The following is a 19,866-nucleotide window of genomic DNA, read 5'->3' on the forward strand; positions in this document are numbered from 1 at the left end:
ACTCTATTCTTAACCGTTCGCTGGACGACGGCGTAAAATTTTTCGTTCAATTATGTTGATAATTCGTTTTCCCATTACTCGCTCTAATAATGTCGAACGATACGTAGCTACACCGTATATAACCCCTCCAACACCTGCTCCAATAAAGGTAATTACTACAGCTGCAATACGGCTTTGATCGTACATTAGGAAGAAACCTAAAATAAAGGAAAGTACTTTAACGCTTAATCCCATAATAGCAACGAAGATAAAGATTAATACTGTACGTTTGATAAATGCTTGGTAATCATAATTCGCATACTTTTTAATGAGATAAAATGTATATGCAATAGATACAAGATAGCCAAGAGCCGTTGCTAAAATAGAGCCTAACTCGTGAAATAGATAAATAAATGGTACGTTACAAATAATTTTCACAATTAGACCAAATGCTAAACTGATTACCGCATATTTTTGTTTATTCACACCTTGTAAAATCGCAGCATTCACAGTAAAAAATGAAAATAATAACGCCACTGGTGCGTAAGCTAATAGGACTGTTCCGCCAGCTTTAACGTCTTCTATACCAAAGAATGTTCCATAGGCTGGACCTGCTAAAGCCATCAAACCAACTGATGCTGGTAATACTAAGAACATAATCGTTTGATACGTCTGGTCAATCTGCTTTTGAAGAGCCGTGTAATCTTGATTCACAAACGATCGTGTAATTGTTGGAACCAGCGTTAATCCAAAAGCAGTAGCTAATGAAACAGGAATCATTACTAGCTTTGGTACATAAGATTGCACAATCCCATTCATCGTCTCCGCAATTTCTTTTTGGCCTGCAGCTACCATTGCACGGTTAAATGTAAATTGATCAACATACTGGTAAAGCGGAATTGCAAGCCCAACAAACACATACGGAATAGAATACGTAAACAACTCTTTAAAAATAGAAACCGTTGAAATACGCGTTGGCGTAACTTTTTGCTCTTGTACCATCTTATCTAAATGAGGCTTTCGTTTTTTCCAATACCATAACAAGACAGCTAATCCACCGAGCGCACCTACAAATGCCCCCATCGTTGCAAATCCAACCGCTAAGGCTAGACTGCCTCCGACAACTTTTAACACGATGTACGTAGAAGCGAGTAAAAAGACAACGCGGACAAACTGTTCAATAACTTGTGAAACAGCAGTTGGTCCCATAGACTGGTGTCCTTGGAAAAATCCACGCATTAAACTCATAATAGGTACGACAAGAAGCGCCACGCTCACCATACGCATAACCATGACAACGTCTTCTAACGAATTATCTAAATCTGCTCCTCCCAGTGTTAAATTCGCAATAAAAGGAGATAAAGAATAAAGTAAGAGAAAAGATAAAATTCCTGTGACAAGCATTAGCTTAAGGCCTGCACGATACATTCTCCTACTCGTATAATAATCACCCATTGCATTGTATTTAGATACGAATTTTGAAACAGCCATCGGCATTCCTGCCGTTGCAATACTTAGATAAATAGCATATTGGTTATACCCATAACCAAATAAGGCTCCACCTACAGCTCCAACGAGCGTTGCAAATGGAAAAATATAAATCATTCCTAGTATACGAGAAATATATGTTCCTAACGTTAACACAAATGTTCCTCGTAATAGCTTTGAATCAGACATAAGCTTGCCTCCGATACGTAATGTTACACTTTGATAATAGTGATAAAATAAAAAGGAATCAAGTTGCAGTTTTATTTCAGACATGCTTTAATGTTAACTGCTGCTAGCAGCTAGAAAAAAAACAAGACTATAGCCCATTTTATCCAAAGTTTGTTCATTTGTCAGTGAACAAACTCAAATTTTATAAAATAGACAGGTTGGTGAAGATATGATTTATGATGTAATCGTAATCGGAGGAGGACCTTCTGGTTTGATGGCATCGATTGCAGCTGGTGAAAAAGGCGCAAAGGTACTATTAGTAGACAAAGGAACAAAGCTAGGCCGGAAGCTAGCTATTTCGGGTGGTGGACGTTGTAACGTCACGAACCGACTTCCAATTGATGAAATTATTAAGCACATTCCAGGAAACGGACGCTTCTTATATAGTGCATTTTCAATTTTTAATAACGAAGATATTATCTCGTTTTTTGAAAACCTTGGAATTGCTTTAAAGGAAGAAGATCACGGACGCATGTTTCCCGTATCAAATAAGGCACAATCAGTCGTTGATGCACTGATTGGTGAGCTAAAGCGTTTAAACGTTCATGTACGCACAAACACGCCTGTACGAAAAGTTGTATATGAGAACAATGCAGTAAAAGAAGTTCAGTTAGAGACAGGTGAAGTAATCCACACCAAGGCAGTTATTTTAGCTGTTGGAGGAAAATCTGTTCCTCATACAGGTTCTACAGGCGATGGATACGCTTGGGCAGAAGCAGCAGGGCATACCATTACAGAACTTTACCCAACCGAAGTTCCCGTCACTTCAAACGAAGCATTTATTCGAGAAAAAACATTGCAAGGTTTATCATTACGTAGCGTCGGGTTAAGCGTTTTAAATAAAAAAGGAAAGCCAGTTATTACGCATCGAATGGATATGATTTTTACGCACTTTGGAATTTCTGGACCTGCCGTATTACGCTGCAGTCAATATGTTGTCAAAGAGCTTAAAAAGCAAAAGACAACGACTGTTGAAATGATGATTGACTCATTTCCAGATATAAACGAAGAAAACCTCTTTCAAAAAGTTGTTTCACTTTTAAAAGAAGAGCCCAAAAAAGCAATCAAAAATGTGTTAAAAGGATTTGTGCCTGAGCGCTATTTACTATTTTTGTTTCAAGCTTCTCATATTGAAGAGCAAGAGCTTGCAGGACAAATTTCGCATGATCGCCTTCGTGAATTTGTCGGTTTGATGAAACGATTTACGTTTTCTGTAAATGGAACGTTATCTCTTGAAAAAGCATTTGTAACGGGTGGAGGCGTATCCGTAAAGGAAGTTCACCCAAAAGAAATGTCTTCAAAACTCATGAATGGCCTTTACTTTTGCGGCGAAATTTTAGATATTCATGGCTATACAGGCGGCTATAACATTACGTCAGCTTTAGTAACAGGAAGGCTTGCTGGAACAAATGCAGGAGAGTATGCCAAAAGCCTAGCGCATTAATGCGCTAGGCTTTATATATGACCATTGCTGAAAAACAGTATACCTGTTCATCTCGATCCACATCTACTGTGACCTGATACTTAATGTCTACAATATCGTCATCATCAAATTTTTTCAAAAAGCGATTTAGAGCTACTTCTAGATCTTTTTCATGCTCTTTATCAAATACTTTTACTTGAACCACACCGCGACACCACTTTCATCCCATGATTATCACTGCTTGGACACTTCTATTAATATATGTATCAATCACTATAGACATTCTTATAAAATTTATACGTTGAATTAAAAAGAGTGTGGAACAAATCCAACTAATTCTTGCTAGAAGATAAATGATACCTCCACTAAAATATTAAAATTCAAATAACCATTTTACTCCATCGGATTATAAGGTATCAGCCTTTCCTTCAGTTTCCACAGAAGTTGCGTTTCTTCCACTAATTTTCCAGCTGGTTTTGAGAATGACAAAAAGATACCCAAGCTATCAAAAGTCATTACCTTTCGATAGTTCGAGTATCTCATTCGCTGAAACGATTGTGCCTCGGCTTGGTTCATTTACTTTTTAATTATCTCGCCTTCCCATTCAAGCATACCGCCAACCATGTTGCGCACTTTGTATCCTTGCTCTTGTAAGTAATAACATACGTTCTCACTACGGCGACCTGAGCGACAGATAAAGATATATTCTTTTTCTTTATCAAAAGCATCAATATGTGAAGGAATATCATTCATGCGAATATGTCTTGCCCCTGGAATAATACCTTCTTCTACTTCTTCATCTTCGCGAACGTCTACTAGCTCAAGTTCTTCATTTTGTTCCAAACGCTTCTTTAGCTCTTCTGTTGTAATTTCTTTTACTTGTTCCATCTTTTTCAACCCTCTCATTATGTATTCGTGCCTCTGCTATTATTGTAACAAAAGTGATAAATGAAATTCTACTTACATAAAAAAAGCCTGAGGCTCTTGCCTCAGACCTCTATTATTAGTTCTTAGTTTGCTACAATGTTTACTAATTTACCTGGCACAGCAATCACTTTTCTGACAGTCTTGCCTTCAATTTGCTCTTGCACGCTTTCATTTGCCATTGCGATATCTTGAAGCTGTTCGCGTGATGCTTCGGCTGGAACGTTTAGCTTTGCACGTACTTTACCGTTCACTTGAACAACAATTTCAACTTCATCATCTACTAATTTTGCTTCATCAAAAGCAGGCCAAGCCTCATATGAGATTGTTTCTTCATGACCAAGTTTATTCCACAGCTCTTCTGTAACGTGTGGACAAATCGGTGCAAGTAACTTCACAATGCCTTCCACGTATTGTTTTGGAAGAACATCAACTTTATATGCATCGTTGATAAACACCATTAATTGTGAAATAGCTGTATTAAAACGAAGCCCTTCATAATCTTCCGTTACCTTTTTCACCGTTTGGTGGTATACGCGCTCTAATGTTTTATCATCGCTTTCTTTCACTTTATCACTTAGTTCACAGTTGTCATCCATTAACAAACGCCATACGCGATCGATGAAGCGTCTTGCTCCATCTAAACCTTTTGTTGACCAAGCAATGGAAGCATCTAAAGGTCCCATGAACATTTCATATAGACGAAGTGTATCTGCACCATGACTTTCAACAATCTCATCCGGGTTCACAACGTTACCTTTTGATTTACTCATTTTTTCATTGTTCTCACCAAGAATCATTCCTTGGTTAAATAACTTTTGGAACGGCTCTTTTGTCGGTACTACTCCGATATCATATAAAAACTTGTGCCAGAAGCGAGCATATAATAAGTGAAGAACGGCATGCTCTGCACCACCGATGTAAATATCAACCGGTAACCATTCTTTTAATTTTTCTGCATCAGCCAATGCATCTTCATTTTTTGGATCAATGTAGCGTAAGTAGTACCAGCAGCTTCCAGCCCATTGTGGCATTGTATTTGTTTCACGACGGCCTTTTTTACCTGTTTCTGGGTCTACTACGTTTACAAATTCATCAATGTTTGCTAATGGTGATTCCCCTGTACCCGAAGGCTTAATTTCCGTTGTTTTTGGAAGTACTAGTGGCAGCTCGCTTTCTGGAACAGGTGTTGTTGTACCGTCTTCCCAATGAATTACTGGAATTGGTTCTCCCCAATAACGCTGACGGCTAAATAACCAGTCGCGTAATCGATACGTAACCTGTTTTTCACCTTTTTTGTTTGTTTCTAACCAAGCAATCATATTTTCAATTGCTTCTTCTTTATTTAAGCCGTTTAAGAAGTCAGAGTTAACGTGCTCGCCATCTCCTGTATACGCTTCTTTCGAAACGTCTCCTCCTGCTACAACTTCCTTAATTGGAAGCTCAAACTTAACAGCAAACTCATAGTCACGCTCATCGTGAGCTGGAACTGCCATAATTGCACCTGTTCCGTAGCTCATTAATACGTAATCTGCAATCCAGATTGGCATTTTTTCGCCATTTACTGGGTTAACCGCATAAGCTCCTGTAAATACACCTGTTTTATCTTTTGCTAAATCTGTACGTTCTAAGTCACTTTTACTTTTAATCTTCTCAATATAGGCACCTACTGCTGCTTTTTGCTCAGCTGTTGTAATTTTATCCACAAATGGATGCTCTGGTGCTAATACGGCATACGTCGCGCCAAAAAGAGTATCTGGGCGCGTAGTAAACACAGTAAACGTTTCATCATGTCCATCAATTGTGAAGTGAACATGTGCCCCTTCAGAACGACCAATCCAATTACGCTGCATTTCTTTAATGCTCTCTGGCCAATCTAATTCTTCCAAATCTTCCAGTAATCGATCTGCATAAGCAGTAATTTTTAACATCCACTGCTTCATTGGACGTCGTTCTACTGGGTGACCCCCACGCTCACTTTTACCATCAATAACTTCTTCGTTCGCTAATACCGTCCCAAGAGCTGGACACCAGTTTACCGCAACCTCATCAATATACGCTAATCCCTTTTCGTATAACTTTAAGAAAATCCACTGCGTCCACTTATAGTAGCTTGGATCTGTTGTATTGATTTCACGCTCCCAGTCATATGAGAAACCTAGAGATTTGATTTGGCGACGGAAGTTGTTAATATTTTGCTCTGTGAATTGCGCTGGGTCATTTCCTGTATCTAACGCATACTGCTCTGCTGGTAACCCAAATGCATCCCATCCCATTGGATGAAGTACGTTATATCCTTGCATACGCTTCATACGAGATAAAATATCTGTTGCTGTATACCCTTCTGGATGCCCTACATGTAGGCCAGCTCCAGATGGATATGGAAACATATCTAGCGCATAAAATTTACGCTTTCCTTTATCTTCAGTCGTTTTAAATGTATGATTTTCTTCCCAAACCTGTTGCCACTTCTTCTCAATTTGCTTATGGTTAAAGGCCATGAATACTCCTCCTTCTATTTTAAGACAATGGTGTTAGAACTATAAAAAACCCCTCATCCCTTAAGAAAGGGACGAGAGGTTGAATAAACTTCCCGCGGTACCACCCACATTAGCACAAATTATGTATGTACTCACTCATTTTCCTTAACGCGGATGACGATAAATGCTACTTTGTTCACATTTACAGCTCAAAGGTGAGTTCATGAACGGTCGTTTGTTGACTCCCACCAACCGTCAACTCTCTTTGCTCGTATCGCCCACTACTATTCCTTCTCAATGCTTTTCATATAGTAACTACCTTGTATTGTAAATAATATGTGATTAAACTGCAAGTTGTTCACACCATTTTATCAAAGTTTCTCTTCTTATTTATAAACAAATCTCTTAAAAACATACATAATGCCCACTTTTTCAAGAAATATCCAAACATTCAGCACATAAACAGCTAAAATGTCCATGTGCTGAACCTCTTACTCTTTAAATACCTACTCCAAATGTAAAGAGAGCAATAGCTACCGCTAACCCTACGAGGGGAACAACCACAGTCATAGCTGCAACGGATCCATAGGCATCCTTATGCGTTTCACCGCAAATGGCGTTAATTGTTGTTACAACATATCCATTATGAGGAAGTGAGTCCAATACCCCAGATGAAATGGCCACAACCCGATGAAGTGCTTCAGGATTAACACCGGCATCCATATAGTGTGGTGCTAATAGAGGTAAGGCAATCGCTTGGCCACCGGATGCTGATCCGGTCATCCCTGCAATAACGCTTACTGCAATGGCGCCTCCAATTAATGGACTGCCCGGAATACTAGTCATTGCTTCGACAGCGACGTTAAAAGCAGGAGCTGCTTTGGCTACTCCACCAAATCCAACAACAGCTGCCGTATTTCCAATTGCAATCAAAGCACCCATCGTCCCTTCAGATAGCGCTCCCCAGAAGTCTTTAAAGTAACGACGGTTTAATACATACGTAGCGATAATCCCACTTAATAAAGCAATGATAAGAGCTGATTGCATCAATGAATTATGGAATACAAATGAACAAACAAGAACGACAACTAAAGGAATTAAACTAAGCAATGGATGAGGTAACTCTCTTCCTTCCTCCGTTCTTGGGTCCGCCTCTCTCTCAACGAAGTGCTCACCGTTTCGCACTGCTTTTGTAATAATTTTCCTCAACCACCAATAGCCAAACACTGCCATTAATACAGCCACAATTAAACTTACTTCCCAACCTGCATAAGGTGATGTATTCAAATAATCAATTGGAATCCAGTTTTGAATTTCAGGTGACCCAGCTGAAGTCATTGTAAACGTAACAGAACCAAAAGCAAGAGCAGCTGGAATAAAACGTCGTGGAAGGTTAGCTTGCTTAAACAAACTTACCGCCATAGGATACACAGAAAAAGCTACGACAAACAAGCTGACTCCGCCATAAGTTAATACAGCACAGGCTAAAACAATGGCTAATACAGCCCTTTTCATACCGAGCTTTTCTACAATCCATTTTGAAACACTATCAGCTGCACCACTGTCTTCCATCACTTTTCCAAAGATTGCTCCAAGTAAGAACATTAGATACCAAGATGTCACGAAACCTGTAAATCCGGACATATAGTTACCAACAAAGTTTATTTCACCTTCTTTAACAAGCTGTGGAAACAGAGGCATTCCACTGGTTAAAGCTACTAGCAAAGCACTTAAAGGTCCTGCAATTAATAGGTTCATCCCTCTCATCGTAAGCACAATAAGTAAGACTAAACCACCAATTAATCCGATCATACTAAGCACGTTTTCTTCCCCCTTTTACTTTAGAAAGCGTTTACAATTAAGTGGAGAATAACCTCCTCTCTGTTGACTTCTACTATCTTATTAGACAAACCATTGAGACATGCCAGGTTTTATAGAACAAAAAAACGATGCTATATAGCACCGCTTTTTAGATTTTTATTTATTTTGAAACCGTTACTTGATAACGTTTTGTAGACTTTTCTCTAATTCTCACATCATAAAACCATGTTGTGAAAAATGTTAAGGACAGAAAAGCAATTAAGCTATACACAAGTATAGAAACATCAAAATGATCTACCATCATTCCACCGAAAACAGGACCAATCATTCTTCCTCCTGTAGCCGTACTGTTTACAATACCTTGGTAAAATCCTTCTCTACCTTTTGGCGCCAATTCGTTTGCTACCGCAGGTACTGCTGGCCAAACAAACATTTCTCCAATTGTTAAAACAATCATTGCAACTAAAAAGTCTACAAAAGTCGTGGCTTGTAGAACAATGACAAAAGATGCAATAAAGATTGCCGTCCCAATCATAATTTGTACTTTTAACGTTTTTGCAAACTTTTGTACAACTGGTACAATAAACGGTTGTCCTGCAACGATTAAAATGCCGTTTATTGTCCAAAGCATGCTGTATTGAGAGAGTGGGATGTTAAGCTCTAATGTATGAGTAGCAATTGTTGTTTGCCACTGTACATATGCCATCCAGCACAGCAAATAGCCCACACATAACGTTAATAGAGCAATCAGCTTATAGTGATTTTTAATTCCTTTAGCCTCTTGCAATACATTCGTTTGAGCTGAACCTGTAACTGAAATGTTCTTGTACGTAAAAAATGCAATCAATAAAAAAACTACGTACAGTAACGTGTTTGCTAAAAAGATATAGGTGAATGAATAAGAAGCTACAATTCCGCCAAGAGCTGCACCAATGGCTACCCCGGCATTTTGAGCTACATAAATAGCATTAAAAGATTTACGTCCCCCTTCTGGCCAAACTGTCCCGGCCATTGCGTACATAGATGGAAATACAATTCCAGATCCGAAACCAACGATCACAAGCAGTACCACGTATGTAGGCCAATCGTGAAAAAAAACTAACCCGACTAATGCTATCAAAGTAATAATAATACCGGACAAAATGGATTTGTATCCACCTATTTTATCAAATAAAGTACCTCCAATAAGATTACCGATTACGCTAGCACCAGCATTTAGCATTAAAACAAAGCCTGCTACCGATAATGATTTACCAAGATGATCATGTATATAAATTGTGTTTAAAGGCCATAAAAACGAAGCGCCTGTAACATTCACTAACATTCCAATGATTAAAAACCATAATGACTTTGGCATATCTATTTCTCCTTTCAATTGTTGAGAACTTTTAAAGCCAACGTACATTCTAGTCCTTTCTACTGCATTTCGCAATGAGTTAGCATATAGAAAGTCAATTAAAAATGTTTTCAATTAACTTTCTATTGAAAAAGAGCGCGAAAGCAAATACTTTCGCGCTCTTTTTACCTTACTTTGTTTTCGATTTATCAGGCTGTGCACGCTTGCTATTACGAGCTTTTAATTCTTTTACAGGATCAAAATCTTTACCTGCTTCAATATCGTTATTGTTGATTCCATTTTTTGTTTTTTGTTCCGGATTATTCTGGTTTGAACGAGTAGCCATCACTGTTTCCCCCTTAATGTTCAGTTAAAATCATTCGGTTTTGGATCTGCTGAATTTGAAGGCGCATACGATAAAGCTGTTCACGTTGTTGATCATTTGCGCTATGAGCAAGCTCTTCAAGTTCTTTATAGGCATTTTCAAGACCAAGCTGTGCCTTTGTATATTCTGTATCGTTGTAATGTTCCTGTTTCATTCCTTCAGACAATTGACTTTGCGCATATTGGAGCGCATCTTCACATTGTTGAAGAAGCTTATCTACTGATTGACGTGTTGCCATGGGTATCTCCCTCCACACTCTTTAGTTTCAGATGTATTTTGCTCATCTTTGGGCAAATTTACGACATATCTCTAGAAAAAATCATTTGTAAAATATAGAATTTCAAATTGCCTTTGGAACTTTCCTTTTTTTCTGATACAATTTGATGTTGTATTTAGGGCACGTACCGTAGATAGATAAAGGAGGGTATTAACTTGAGTCAAGTGAACCCATTTCCATATAAAGCGGAAGATAAACGTTATCACACATGGAATTACCATTTAAGGCAGCATTTTGGTCATAAAGTATTTAAAGTGGCGTTAGACGGAGGATTTGACTGTCCAAATCGAGACGGAAGTGTCGCACACGGCGGCTGCACTTTCTGTAGCGCTGCGGGATCTGGAGATTTTGCTGGAAACCGAGCTGAAAGCTTAACTACACAATTTAACAAGATAAAAGAAAAGATGCATCACAAGTGGAAAGACGGAAAGTACATCGCTTACTTTCAAGCATTTACAAACACACATGCACCAGTAGAAGAACTACGTCAAAAATATGAAGAAGTTTTAGCATTACCAGGAGTTGTCGGATTATCGATTGCTACCCGCCCAGATTGCTTACCAGATGACGTAGTTGAGTATTTAGCAGAACTTAACGAACGTACGTATTTATGGGTAGAACTGGGGCTTCAAACAATCCATGAAAGTACTTCTGCATTAATTAATCGCGCACATGACCATGCGTGTTACTTAGAGGGTGTGAACAAACTGCGAAAGCATGGGATTCGCGTTTGCACTCATATTATTAACGGCCTTCCTCTTGAAACTCAAGATATGATGATGGAAACTGTAAAGGAAGTAGCACAAATGGATGTCCAAGGTATTAAAATCCACCTTTTGCATTTATTAAAAGGCACACCAATGGTGAAGCAGTACGAAAAAGGTCTGCTCGAATTTTTATCATTTGATGATTATATCAGCCTTGTTTGCGATCAGCTTGAGATGCTACCACCAGAAATGATTGTTCATCGCATTACAGGAGATGGCCCAATTGATTTAATGATTGGACCGATGTGGAGCGTGGATAAATGGAATGTATTGAACACAATTGACCAAGAGCTCAAACGTCGAAGTAGCTATCAAGGAAAATTCTTTTCAAAGGGTGTTTCAACATTATGAAAATTGAACGCATTCTTCCCTTTGCCCGTACACTATTAACAAGCGCTGTTAACGAAGGTGATACAGTCATTGATGCGACTGTTGGAAACGGTCATGATACGTCATTCCTAGCGAAATTAGTGGGCGCAAATGGACATGTATACGGATTTGATATCCAAGATGAAGCAATTCACAATACATTTGAACGATTGGTTAAACAAGGTATTGAACAACAAGTTACACTTATAAAAGATAGCCATAGTCATTTAAAAAAGCATATTCCACCTTATCTACATGGTAAGCTAACAGGAGCAATCTTCAACCTCGGTTACCTACCTGGTGGAAATAAAGAAATTGTTACTCTCTCGACGTCTACTATCCAAGCCATTGAACAGCTTATTGAGCTATTGGCACCTGAGGGACTGATTGTACTTGTTATTTATCATGGGCATGAACAAGGACAGCTAGAGCGTGATGATGTACTCCATTATGTGTCAAATCTTGACCAACAGCTCGTTCACGTTTTACGCTATCAATTCATCAACCAGCAAAATAACCCGCCATTTATTGTGGCAATTGAAAAAAGATAAGCTTTTGCCATCTGGCAAAAGCTTATCTTTTTAACATTCGATATAATCGACCGTTAACATAGAAAAAATAACTCAAAGACCCGCCTGCTTTTATAAGCCTTTTAGCACTTCGAGCTACTTTCTTTTGGCTTCGAACTTTTTGATCTGATAAATAAACACCTAGTAAACCTTGATAAATAAAGCGATGAAAATGAGCATCTGGTAAGTTTTTAGCATGCTCACCGGACTTTGTAACAAAGTGTAGAAATCGATTCATCATATCTTGATGATGAGGATAATAAAAGCAAAAGTTTAAATCTCCTCCTACCACATCTTCCTCTTGATCAATTAAATAGTCTAACAAGATATGCAACCCTTGAATATAAGGAAAGTATCCATTACGTACTTGCTCTGCATGTTGCAATGTAAAACCTTTTGTAAAACTATAAGCAGCTAAACAAAAGATTCCAAGTGTCGACCCTGAACATGCAGAAAATTCATACCATGACATCTGTGGTAATGCTTCCTTATGCTCTGAAAACCATTTCTCGAGCCTAGGTACACGTTCTTCTATTCGTACATGTTTATGTATCTGTAAGTCACAGTAGTACGTAGCTAGCTCAATTAAATAAGGTGCTACGATAGCATAGTTCACTGCTTTAGCCAACGTCTGTTGACATGTAAGAACGAGCGCATTAAGATATCCGCCGTCATCTTTATCATCTCGATAACGGTAATAGTCTTTTAATGGTGCACCAGGTGTTAAAGCATCTGGCATGGACTCATGGAGCGCAGCAAAATCTTTTGGATCGAGCGAATTGCTGCGATCACACAAATTGTCTAAATAGTCGCTAATGGTCTGATACGCAACGATAAATCGAATGCAGGCCTCCATTTGGTCTTTTGCCAAAATTGCTAGTATACCTCCTCCTTCACAGTGAAAGGTTTTGGTATTAATGCTATCTAAAGCCTGCGTTCTAAGCTCTATATTTGGTATTTTCTCTGCTTTTAAACGCCACTGCTTCAATTCTTCATGTACAGTTGGCATGATGCCTCGATAAATTTTCCCCATTAAAGACAAGGGATGAGACGGTATCTTCACAGGTTCCCCACCTCCGTTGTTTCAAGCTTTATTAAATATGAAGGTTAACAAAGCTATTTGCATATGTGAAAACATAATCTCGTTCAGGTTCATTAAAGATTTCATGATAAAGCTGAGGCCATTCTTTATAGATTTTTTCGCTTAAATCTACTTCGTCAAACCACTGCTTTACAATTAATTTTTCAATAATTTTATCTTCTCCAGCTTGCATAACAAGAAGTGGAACATCAGGCATTTTTTCAATATCACGAAACGCCATATTAATCGCTTCTACAAGTTCGCGATACCACCGAACCGAAACTTTTGTCACATACAATGAATCATTCTGATCTTCGTCTCTTACTTCTGGATTTCTTGTTGCTTTTTCTACAGTCAAGCCTAAGTCAAATAATTTCGTTGGCATTACTTTATTTAATCCTTTAGACAAGACGTCTAAATAAGCTGGAACTTGTTCTTTTAGACCTAGACATGGTGATGATAAGATTGCTCCCCATATTGGTAAGTTCTTCAACTGAAGTGTTCGAATAACAGCAAGCCCACCCATGCTATGTCCTAATAGAAAAATAGGTAAATCATAAGCTTGTGCTTCTTTTACCCAATTCTCAATTTCATGTACGTACTCGTCAAATGATAAGATGTGTCCTCTTCTTCTTGTTGTTAGACCTTGTCCAGGAAGGTCACCCATCACAACGTTCATACCGACTGAACGCCACATTTCGACTAGCCAGCGGTACCGTCCTTGATGCTCAGCTGCGCCGTGAACAATGACTACCACACCTTTTGGATTTTCTGTTTCCCACTTACGCATTAGAGTTACTCCCTTTCATTTGCTATTTACCTGTAAAAAAAAACTATGTACACTTACATTAGAAGATTATTACTCTTTTTTCAACTAATAAAGGAGATGAACGCATGATTTATCCTTATAAAGGAAAAACGCCATCTATTTCACCCACTTGCTATATCGCTGATTACGTAACAATTACAGGGGATGTAACGATTGGCGATGAAAGTAGCATTTGGTTTAATACTGTTATTCGTGGTGATGTGTCACCAACTATTATTGGAAAGCGTGTTAATATCCAAGAACAATCTACCCTTCACCAAAGCCCTAATTTGCCGCTCATCATTGAAGATGACGTAACAGTCGGTCATCAAGTTATTTTACATAGCGCACTCATCCGCAAAAACGCACTGATTGGAATGGGGTCGATTATCTTGGATGGAGCAGAAGTTGGAGAAGGTGCATTTATCGGAGCTGGTAGCTTGGTACCACCCGGAAAAAAAATCCCTCCTCATACACTTGCACTAGGCCGCCCTGCTAAAGTTGTCCGTGAATTAACGGATGAAGATATAAAAGATATGAACAGAATTCGCACGCAGTATGTTGAAAAAGGACAACATTATAAATCACTTAATCCGATTAACAAGTAATGAAACAAGCAGTGGTCAACTCCACTGCTTGTTTTTTGTACAGCGACCTTACTTAGTATGCACTAAATAAATCCACACATTCTTTACATAAGATTAGCACTGGCTCTACAAACATTCCTTACAATATAATATAGCGACTACACATTCGTTAAAAAACGAAAACATATACTTTTTTAACGTTTCATCGTCACCAATGACTTTATCTATGAACATAATGGGCTTAAAGGAGGTTGCTATATGCGAACAAAACTAATTCGTCAAGTTTATGATTGGGAGTGTCACTTGTTTCAAGTCGTAAATAAATATTTCGATTTCAAGCCCCTTAACACTTTTTTTCGCACGATTACCCATATCGGTGGGGCAACTTCAATGATTAGCCTGGCACTACTCCTGATGTTATTCATTGATCGCGCATCTTTATCACTTGCTTACGCATGCGCTTTATCTCTAGCAATCAGCCACATTCCTGTAGCGATTACAAAGAAAATTTATCCAAGAAAACGCCCTTACCTTCAATTAAAAGAAACAAAAGTATTGGATAATCCCTTACAAGATCACTCATTTCCATCCGGGCATACAACAGCCATTTTTTCATTTCTAGCACCCATTATGATTGCTGTACCTATTTCGATTTTCTTTTTATTTCCACTTGCTTTTTTAGTAGGCGTGTCGCGGATTTATTTAGGGCTTCACTATCCTACTGACGTATTTGTGGGCATGCTGTTAGGTGTATTTTCTGGAATTATTGGTCTACAGTTATTCTACTAAATCAAAGTGGAGGTGGTAGGATGAGGATTGCATTGATATCAGATACGTTTTCTCCTGAAATTAACGGAGTCGCAAAGACATTAGAGCGCTTTACTTATTACTTATCTCGTCAACGAATTGACTATGAGATTTTTGCACCTGAATCATCATCTCGCACATTTAGTCCATTACCCATTAATCATTCATTAAGTATACCATTTTTTCTTTATCCACAATGTCGGTTTGCTTTACCTAATATTGTAAAAATAAAAAAGAAGATAAGAGAGTTCAATCCTACTATTATGCATGTTGCTACTCCTTTTTCAATGGGTCTGAGTGGTATTCACGTAGCTAAAAAACTTAGCATTCCTTTAGTCGGTTCTCATCACACTGATTTTGAGCACTATCTTCCAAGCTACAAGTTGGGACACCTATCTCCTCTTCTGTGGAGATACATGAAATGGTTTTATGAACCGTTTGAAGAAATCTTTGTTCCTTCTCTTGAAACAAAAAAGCAGCTCTTAAATCAAGGCTTTAAAGATGTATCTATCTGGTCTCGAGGAGTCGATCATCATTTATTTCATCCCTACTATGATAAATTTGATATCCGCATAAAATATAATATAAAAAGACCTTATATTCTAACATACGTTGGACGTTTATCTCCTGAAAAAAACGTAGCATTTTTATTAAAGCTATCACGTTTACTTCCTAATCATCTACGTCACCAAGTACAATGGCTTATCGTTGGAGATGGACCTAGCAAAGAAGCACTAGAGCAAGAAGCATGTGATTCCATTACGTTCATTGACTTCTTAGAACATAAGCATTTAGCTAAACTATACGCAGCTTCTGATTTATTCATATTCCCTTCTGAAACGGAAACCTTTGGTAATGTTGTATTAGAAGCATTATCCTGTGGGACGCCTGTTATTGCTGCTAATGCAGGAGGGTAAAACATATTGTTAGCAATAAGAAAAATGGCTACCTCTGTACCCCTAATTCACTTGAAGAGTTTATTGAATCCATCTGCACTTTATTAGAATCTCCCCAGCTTCGCTTAAGGTTCGGAGATGCTGCTCGTCGTTATGCTCTTACGCAATCGTGGGATTCTGTATTTGACCAATTACTGCTTCGCTACGAAGCAGTCGCGACTAAATCCACCCATGGGTTAGAATTTGTGCAATAAAAAAGTCGCTGCCTCTTTTGAGGCAGCGACTTTTCATTATTTCGCTAAAGCTTCTGCTTTTAAAGTTTCTGCTTTATCAGTGAACTCCCAAGGAAGCTCAACATCAGTACGGCCAAAGTGACCATATGCTGCTGTTTGCTTATAAATTGGGCGTCTTAAATCAAGCATTTTAATGATACCAGCTGGACGAAGATCAAAGTTGTTTCGTACTACTTCAACTAGTACTTCTTCCGTTACTTTACCTGTTCCAAATGTATCAATAGAGATTGAAACTGGTTGTGCTACACCAATTGCATATGCAAGTTGAACCTCACAACGATCAGCTAATCCTGCAGCTACAATGTTTTTCGCAACGTAACGTGCTGCATATGCTGCTGAGCGGTCAACTTTTGTTGCATCTTTACCAGAGAATGCGCCACCGCCGTGACGAGCGTATCCACCGTAAGTATCAACGATAATTTTACGACCCGTTAAGCCTGCATCACCTTGAGGACCACCAATTACAAAACGTCCTGTTGGGTTAATGAAGTACTTCGTGTTCTCATCAATTAATTCTTGTGGAACAACCGGATTAATTACATATTCTTTTAAGTTACGTTGAATTTGCTCTAACGTTACTTCTGGATGATGTTGAGTAGAGATAACAATTGTATCAACACGAACTGGTTGATTATTCTCATCATATTCAACCGTTACTTGCGTTTTACCATCCGGACGAAGGTAAGGTAAGATTTCTTCTTTACGCACTTCTGTTAAGCGACGTGCTAACTTATGAGCTAAAGAAATTGGTAACGGCATTAATTCTTTTGTTTCATTACAAGCGTAACCAAACATTAAACCTTGGTCACCAGCTCCAATTGCTTCAATTTCTTCATCAGACATTGAACCTTCACGAGCTTCTAACGCTTGGTCTACACCAGCAGCGATATCTGGAGATTGCTCACCGATTGCTGTGATTACTCCACAAGTATCCGCATCAAAACCATATTTTGCACGCGTATAACCAATTTCTTTAATTGTGTCGCGTACTGTTTTTTGAATATCTACATAAGTAGATGTTGTGATTTCACCACTTACTAATACTAAACCAGTTGTTACGCTTGTTTCACAAGCAACACGAGCATTTGGATCCTCAGCTAAAATAGCATCAAGAATTGAGTCAGAAATTTGGTCACAAATTTTATCTGGATGTCCCTCTGTAACAGATTCTGACGTAAACAGACGACGTTGTGTTGACATCAGTTTTCCTCCTTTAAATACGATACATTGTGATACGGTACTCATTCCCTTATTGTGTTCCATTTACATTTTTTCAATATAAAAAACCTTTCCTTGTATCGAGGAAAGGTATCAAGTTCTGCATAAGCCTTTCACTCTTATCGATCAAGGTTTATTCCCTTGCATCAGGTTAGCACCTTATCACCTCTATTGAAATGGGTGATGGTTGCTGGGTTTCATAGGGCCTGTCCCTCCACCAGCTCGGGATAAGAGAGTATCCGTTCAAGGACATATCATACAGGAAAATGCTCTATTATGTCAATAACATTCCTGTGAAAATCATGCAAAGGTTGCATTTACCTTTCCTATTATTCACATAAATCTTCAATTAATAAGACCATTTCATAAAAACGATTTGTGTTCTCTAAAACAAAAAACTTTTCGCAACATTTGAACATTTTTACCCGAATAGTATAGACTATTTAAAGTAATGTGTTATACTAATTGTACATTTAAACATCATTTTAAAAAAAGGAAGGTAGTGCACATGAGTACTGTTAATATGTCTATTGAATTAGCCAATCTCCTGGAATCTGAAAAAGTGAATCACCAACTATCTGTTTCTCAATTAGTCGAAAAGATTTTAGAGCGACAAGAAGGCGTATTGACTTCTACGGGTGCTATTCAAGTTGAAACAGGAAAATATACGGGGCGTTCCCCACACGATAAATTCATTGTAAGCGATTCCTTAACCTCTCATACTGTTGAATGGGGAGATGTTAATCAACCTTTTTCATCTGAACGATTTGACGCACTTTATAAAAAAGTATTAGAACATTTAAAGGAACAAAATGAACTATTTGTATTTAATGGATATGCCGGCGCCGATGATAAATATCAGCTTCCAATCCAAGTGGTAAATGAATACGCATGGCATAATTTATTTGCTCATCAATTATTTATTCGTCCAGAAGACACAAAGCTAAAAAATGATGCTGAATCATTCTCAATTGTATCTGCTCCTACTTTTAAAGCTGTTCCAGACATTGATGGGACAAATTCTGAAACATTTATTATTATTTCATTTGAGCGAAGAGTTGTTTTAATTGGTGGAACAGAATATGCAGGTGAAATGAAAAAATCTATTTTCTCTGTGATGAATTTTTTACTTCCTCAAAAAGATATACTTCCTATGCACTGCTCGGCTAACGTTGGTAAGGAAGGCGATGTTGCGCTATTCTTCGGACTATCTGGCACCGGCAAAACAACGCTATCAGCTGATGCTACAAGAAGGCTAATTGGTGACGATGAGCATGGTTGGTCTAGTACAGGCGTATTTAACATTGAAGGTGGTTGCTATGCTAAATGTATACAGCTATCAAAAGAAAAAGAGCCTCAGATTTTTAATGCCATTCGATTTGGGACAGTTTTAGAAAATGTAGTGATTAACTCAAATACTAGAGTTGCAGATTACAATGATAATAGTTTAACAGAAAACACTCGTGCTGCTTACCCAATTCAAGCAATTGATAACACAATCTTACCAAGTGTTGCAGGACACCCTACGGCAATTGTTTTCTTAACGGCAGATGCATTTGGGGTTTTACCTCCAATTAGTAAACTAACAAAAGAACAAGCAATGTATCATTTCTTAAGTGGCTATACAAGTAAACTTGCCGGAACAGAACGTGGAATTACTGCGCCACAAGCGACGTTCTCTACTTGTTTTGGTGAGCCATTCTTGCCTCTTCCACCTACAGCTTATGCTGAAATGTTAGGTAAGAAAATTGATGAGCATAATGTAAATGTTTATTTGGTGAATACGGGATGGACCGGCGGAGAATACGGAGTTGGAGAGCGAATGAAGCTTGTTTATACACGTGCGATGGTTCAAGCAGCGCTAGAAGGCGAACTTATTAGCGTAGATACGGTTCAAGACCCAATCTTCGGACTTGAAATTCCTGCACATGTTCCTGGTGTTCCTGATGAAGTACTTCAACCAGTAAAGGCATGGAAGAATGCAAACTTATATGAGGAAAAAGCTCGCCAGCTAGCACAAAAGTTTACAAAAAACTTTGAGCGCTTTGCAAACGTAGCTCCAGAAATTTCACAAATGGGTGGTCCTATCATTTCAAAATAACGAAAAGCCGGAATTAATTCCGGCTTTTT

17 protein-coding genes, 1 pseudogene, 1 riboswitch and 1 other annotated feature are annotated in these 19,866 nt (G+C 38.3%); of the genes and pseudogenes, 7 read left to right on the forward strand and 11 right to left on the reverse strand.

The features are described from left to right. Window positions 1–9: 9 nt before the first annotated feature. The gene (locus NIZ91_18915; GenBank protein USY54774.1) at window positions 10–1,656 is read right to left on the reverse strand and encodes a polysaccharide biosynthesis protein; all 1,647 of its coding nucleotides are present in this window, start codon (window positions 1,654–1,656) and stop codon (window positions 10–12) included. Between the two features lie 208 nt (window positions 1,657–1,864). Here NIZ91_18915 and NIZ91_18920 point away from each other — a divergent pair, with 208 nt between their 5' ends. After that, window positions 1,865–3,139 carry an NAD(P)/FAD-dependent oxidoreductase gene (locus NIZ91_18920; GenBank protein ID USY54775.1) on the forward strand — a complete coding sequence of 425 codons (1,275 nt, stop codon included), beginning with the start codon at window positions 1,865–1,867 and terminating at the stop codon, window positions 3,137–3,139. 4 nt (window positions 3,140–3,143) lie between these two features. Here the strand turns inward: NIZ91_18920 and NIZ91_18925 are convergent, their stop codons facing one another. The 7 genes from NIZ91_18925 to NIZ91_18955 form a co-directional block, all read right to left on the reverse strand. Beyond that, window positions 3,144–3,323, reverse strand: a complete 180-nt coding sequence (locus NIZ91_18925; GenBank protein ID USY54776.1) for a sporulation protein Cse60 — start codon at window positions 3,321–3,323, stop codon at window positions 3,144–3,146. Window positions 3,324–3,694: 371 nt separating this feature from the next. Beyond that, on the reverse strand, window positions 3,695–4,006 hold the full coding sequence (locus NIZ91_18930; GenBank protein ID USY54777.1) for a rhodanese-like domain-containing protein: 312 nt from the start codon (window positions 4,004–4,006) through the stop codon (window positions 3,695–3,697). Between the two features lie 122 nt (window positions 4,007–4,128). Then, window positions 4,129–6,543: a leucine--tRNA ligase gene (leuS, locus tag NIZ91_18935; protein ID USY54778.1), complete on the reverse strand. Its 2,415-nt coding sequence runs from the start codon at window positions 6,541–6,543 to the stop codon at window positions 4,129–4,131. A 64-nt stretch (window positions 6,544–6,607) separates the two neighbouring features. Beyond that, window positions 6,608–6,829: a binding site (T-box leader), on the reverse strand. A gap of 191 nt (window positions 6,830–7,020) precedes the next feature. After that, window positions 7,021–8,343 (reverse strand): GntP family permease, encoded by a 1,323-nt coding sequence (locus NIZ91_18940; protein ID USY54779.1) that lies wholly within the window; start codon window positions 8,341–8,343, stop codon window positions 7,021–7,023. A gap of 160 nt (window positions 8,344–8,503) precedes the next feature. Beyond that, window positions 8,504–9,700, reverse strand: coding sequence for an MFS transporter (locus tag NIZ91_18945; GenBank protein ID USY54780.1), 1,197 nt, complete (start codon window positions 9,698–9,700; stop codon window positions 8,504–8,506). Window positions 9,701–9,869: 169 nt separating this feature from the next. Next, on the reverse strand, window positions 9,870–10,025 hold the full coding sequence (locus NIZ91_18950; GenBank protein USY54781.1) for a glycogen biosynthesis protein GlgD: 156 nt from the start codon (window positions 10,023–10,025) through the stop codon (window positions 9,870–9,872). 13 nt (window positions 10,026–10,038) lie between these two features. After that, on the reverse strand, window positions 10,039–10,302 hold the full coding sequence (locus NIZ91_18955; GenBank protein USY54782.1) for a YtzC family protein: 264 nt from the start codon (window positions 10,300–10,302) through the stop codon (window positions 10,039–10,041). Window positions 10,303–10,496: 194 nt separating this feature from the next. On the opposite strand from NIZ91_18955, the gene NIZ91_18960 reads away from it, so the two are divergent. Both NIZ91_18960 and NIZ91_18965 read left to right on the forward strand, forming a co-directional pair. Beyond that, window positions 10,497–11,459, forward strand: coding sequence for a TIGR01212 family radical SAM protein (locus tag NIZ91_18960; protein USY54783.1), 963 nt, complete (start codon window positions 10,497–10,499; stop codon window positions 11,457–11,459). Continuing rightward, complete coding sequence (locus NIZ91_18965) at window positions 11,456–12,028, forward strand: methyltransferase domain-containing protein (GenBank protein USY54784.1); 573 nt, start codon at window positions 11,456–11,458, stop codon at window positions 12,026–12,028. Before NIZ91_18960 ends, NIZ91_18965 begins: the two co-directional genes overlap by 4 nt. A 22-nt stretch (window positions 12,029–12,050) precedes the next feature. On the opposite strand, the gene NIZ91_18970 is transcribed toward NIZ91_18965, so the two are convergent. Beyond that, complete coding sequence (locus tag NIZ91_18970; protein USY54785.1) at window positions 12,051–13,109, reverse strand: tetraprenyl-beta-curcumene synthase family protein; 1,059 nt, start codon at window positions 13,107–13,109, stop codon at window positions 12,051–12,053. A 31-nt stretch (window positions 13,110–13,140) separates the two neighbouring features. Then, a complete protein-coding gene (locus NIZ91_18975; GenBank protein USY54786.1) occupies window positions 13,141–13,917 on the reverse strand; it encodes a lysophospholipase in 777 nt (258 codons plus the stop codon). A gap of 104 nt (window positions 13,918–14,021) precedes the next feature. Between NIZ91_18975 and NIZ91_18980 the strand changes: the two genes are divergently transcribed. From NIZ91_18980 to NIZ91_18990, 3 genes and pseudogenes are all read left to right on the forward strand, one after another. Further along, window positions 14,022–14,543 carry a gamma carbonic anhydrase family protein gene (locus NIZ91_18980; protein USY54787.1) on the forward strand — a complete coding sequence of 174 codons (522 nt, stop codon included), beginning with the start codon at window positions 14,022–14,024 and terminating at the stop codon, window positions 14,541–14,543. Between the two features lie 237 nt (window positions 14,544–14,780). After that, the gene (locus NIZ91_18985; protein USY54788.1) at window positions 14,781–15,311 is read left to right on the forward strand and encodes a phosphatase PAP2 family protein; all 531 of its coding nucleotides are present in this window, start codon (window positions 14,781–14,783) and stop codon (window positions 15,309–15,311) included. A 20-nt stretch (window positions 15,312–15,331) separates the two neighbouring features. Continuing rightward, window positions 15,332–16,479: pseudogene (locus NIZ91_18990) on the forward strand (glycosyltransferase family 1 protein). 36 nt (window positions 16,480–16,515) lie between these two features. Here the strand turns inward: NIZ91_18990 and metK are convergent. Next, the gene (gene metK, locus NIZ91_18995) at window positions 16,516–17,718 is read right to left on the reverse strand and encodes a methionine adenosyltransferase (GenBank protein ID USY54789.1); all 1,203 of its coding nucleotides are present in this window, start codon (window positions 17,716–17,718) and stop codon (window positions 16,516–16,518) included. 134 nt (window positions 17,719–17,852) lie between these two features. Further along, window positions 17,853–17,970, reverse strand: a riboswitch (SAM riboswitch). A gap of 274 nt (window positions 17,971–18,244) precedes the next feature. On the opposite strand from metK, the gene pckA reads away from it, so the two are divergent. Beyond that, window positions 18,245–19,837: a phosphoenolpyruvate carboxykinase (ATP) gene (gene pckA / locus NIZ91_19000; protein USY54790.1), complete on the forward strand. Its 1,593-nt coding sequence runs from the start codon at window positions 18,245–18,247 to the stop codon at window positions 19,835–19,837. The last annotated feature ends 29 nt before the right edge of the window (window positions 19,838–19,866 follow it).

The organism is Bacillus sp. 1780r2a1 (genome assembly GCA_024134725.1).
GTDB classification, from domain to species: domain Bacteria; phylum Bacillota; class Bacilli; order Bacillales; family Bacillaceae_H; genus Priestia; species Priestia aryabhattai_A.

What these genes read in the sequence shown, in the direction of transcription:
- NIZ91_18915 (USY54774.1), bottom strand. Translation starts at nt 1,656, where the DNA reads ATGTCTGATTCAAAGCTATTACGAGGAACATTTGTGTTAACGTTAGGA.
- NIZ91_18920 (USY54775.1), top strand. Translation starts at nt 1,865, where the DNA reads ATGATTTATGATGTAATCGTAATCGGAGGAGGACCTTCTGGTTTGATG.
- NIZ91_18930 (USY54777.1), bottom strand. Translation starts at nt 4,006, where the DNA reads ATGGAACAAGTAAAAGAAATTACAACAGAAGAGCTAAAGAAGCGTTTG.
- leuS (USY54778.1), bottom strand. Translation starts at nt 6,543, where the DNA reads ATGGCCTTTAACCATAAGCAAATTGAGAAGAAGTGGCAACAGGTTTGG.
- NIZ91_18945 (USY54780.1), bottom strand. Translation starts at nt 9,700, where the DNA reads ATGCCAAAGTCATTATGGTTTTTAATCATTGGAATGTTAGTGAATGTT.
- NIZ91_18950 (USY54781.1), bottom strand. Translation starts at nt 10,025, where the DNA reads ATGGCTACTCGTTCAAACCAGAATAATCCGGAACAAAAAACAAAAAAT.
- NIZ91_18955 (USY54782.1), bottom strand. Translation starts at nt 10,302, where the DNA reads ATGGCAACACGTCAATCAGTAGATAAGCTTCTTCAACAATGTGAAGAT.
- NIZ91_18965 (USY54784.1), top strand. Translation starts at nt 11,456, where the DNA reads ATGAAAATTGAACGCATTCTTCCCTTTGCCCGTACACTATTAACAAGC.
- NIZ91_18975 (USY54786.1), bottom strand. Translation starts at nt 13,917, where the DNA reads ATGCGTAAGTGGGAAACAGAAAATCCAAAAGGTGTGGTAGTCATTGTT.
- NIZ91_18980 (USY54787.1), top strand. Translation starts at nt 14,022, where the DNA reads ATGATTTATCCTTATAAAGGAAAAACGCCATCTATTTCACCCACTTGC.
- NIZ91_18985 (USY54788.1), top strand. Translation starts at nt 14,781, where the DNA reads ATGCGAACAAAACTAATTCGTCAAGTTTATGATTGGGAGTGTCACTTG.
- metK (USY54789.1), bottom strand. Translation starts at nt 17,718, where the DNA reads ATGTCAACACAACGTCGTCTGTTTACGTCAGAATCTGTTACAGAGGGA.
- pckA (USY54790.1), top strand. Translation starts at nt 18,245, where the DNA reads ATGAGTACTGTTAATATGTCTATTGAATTAGCCAATCTCCTGGAATCT.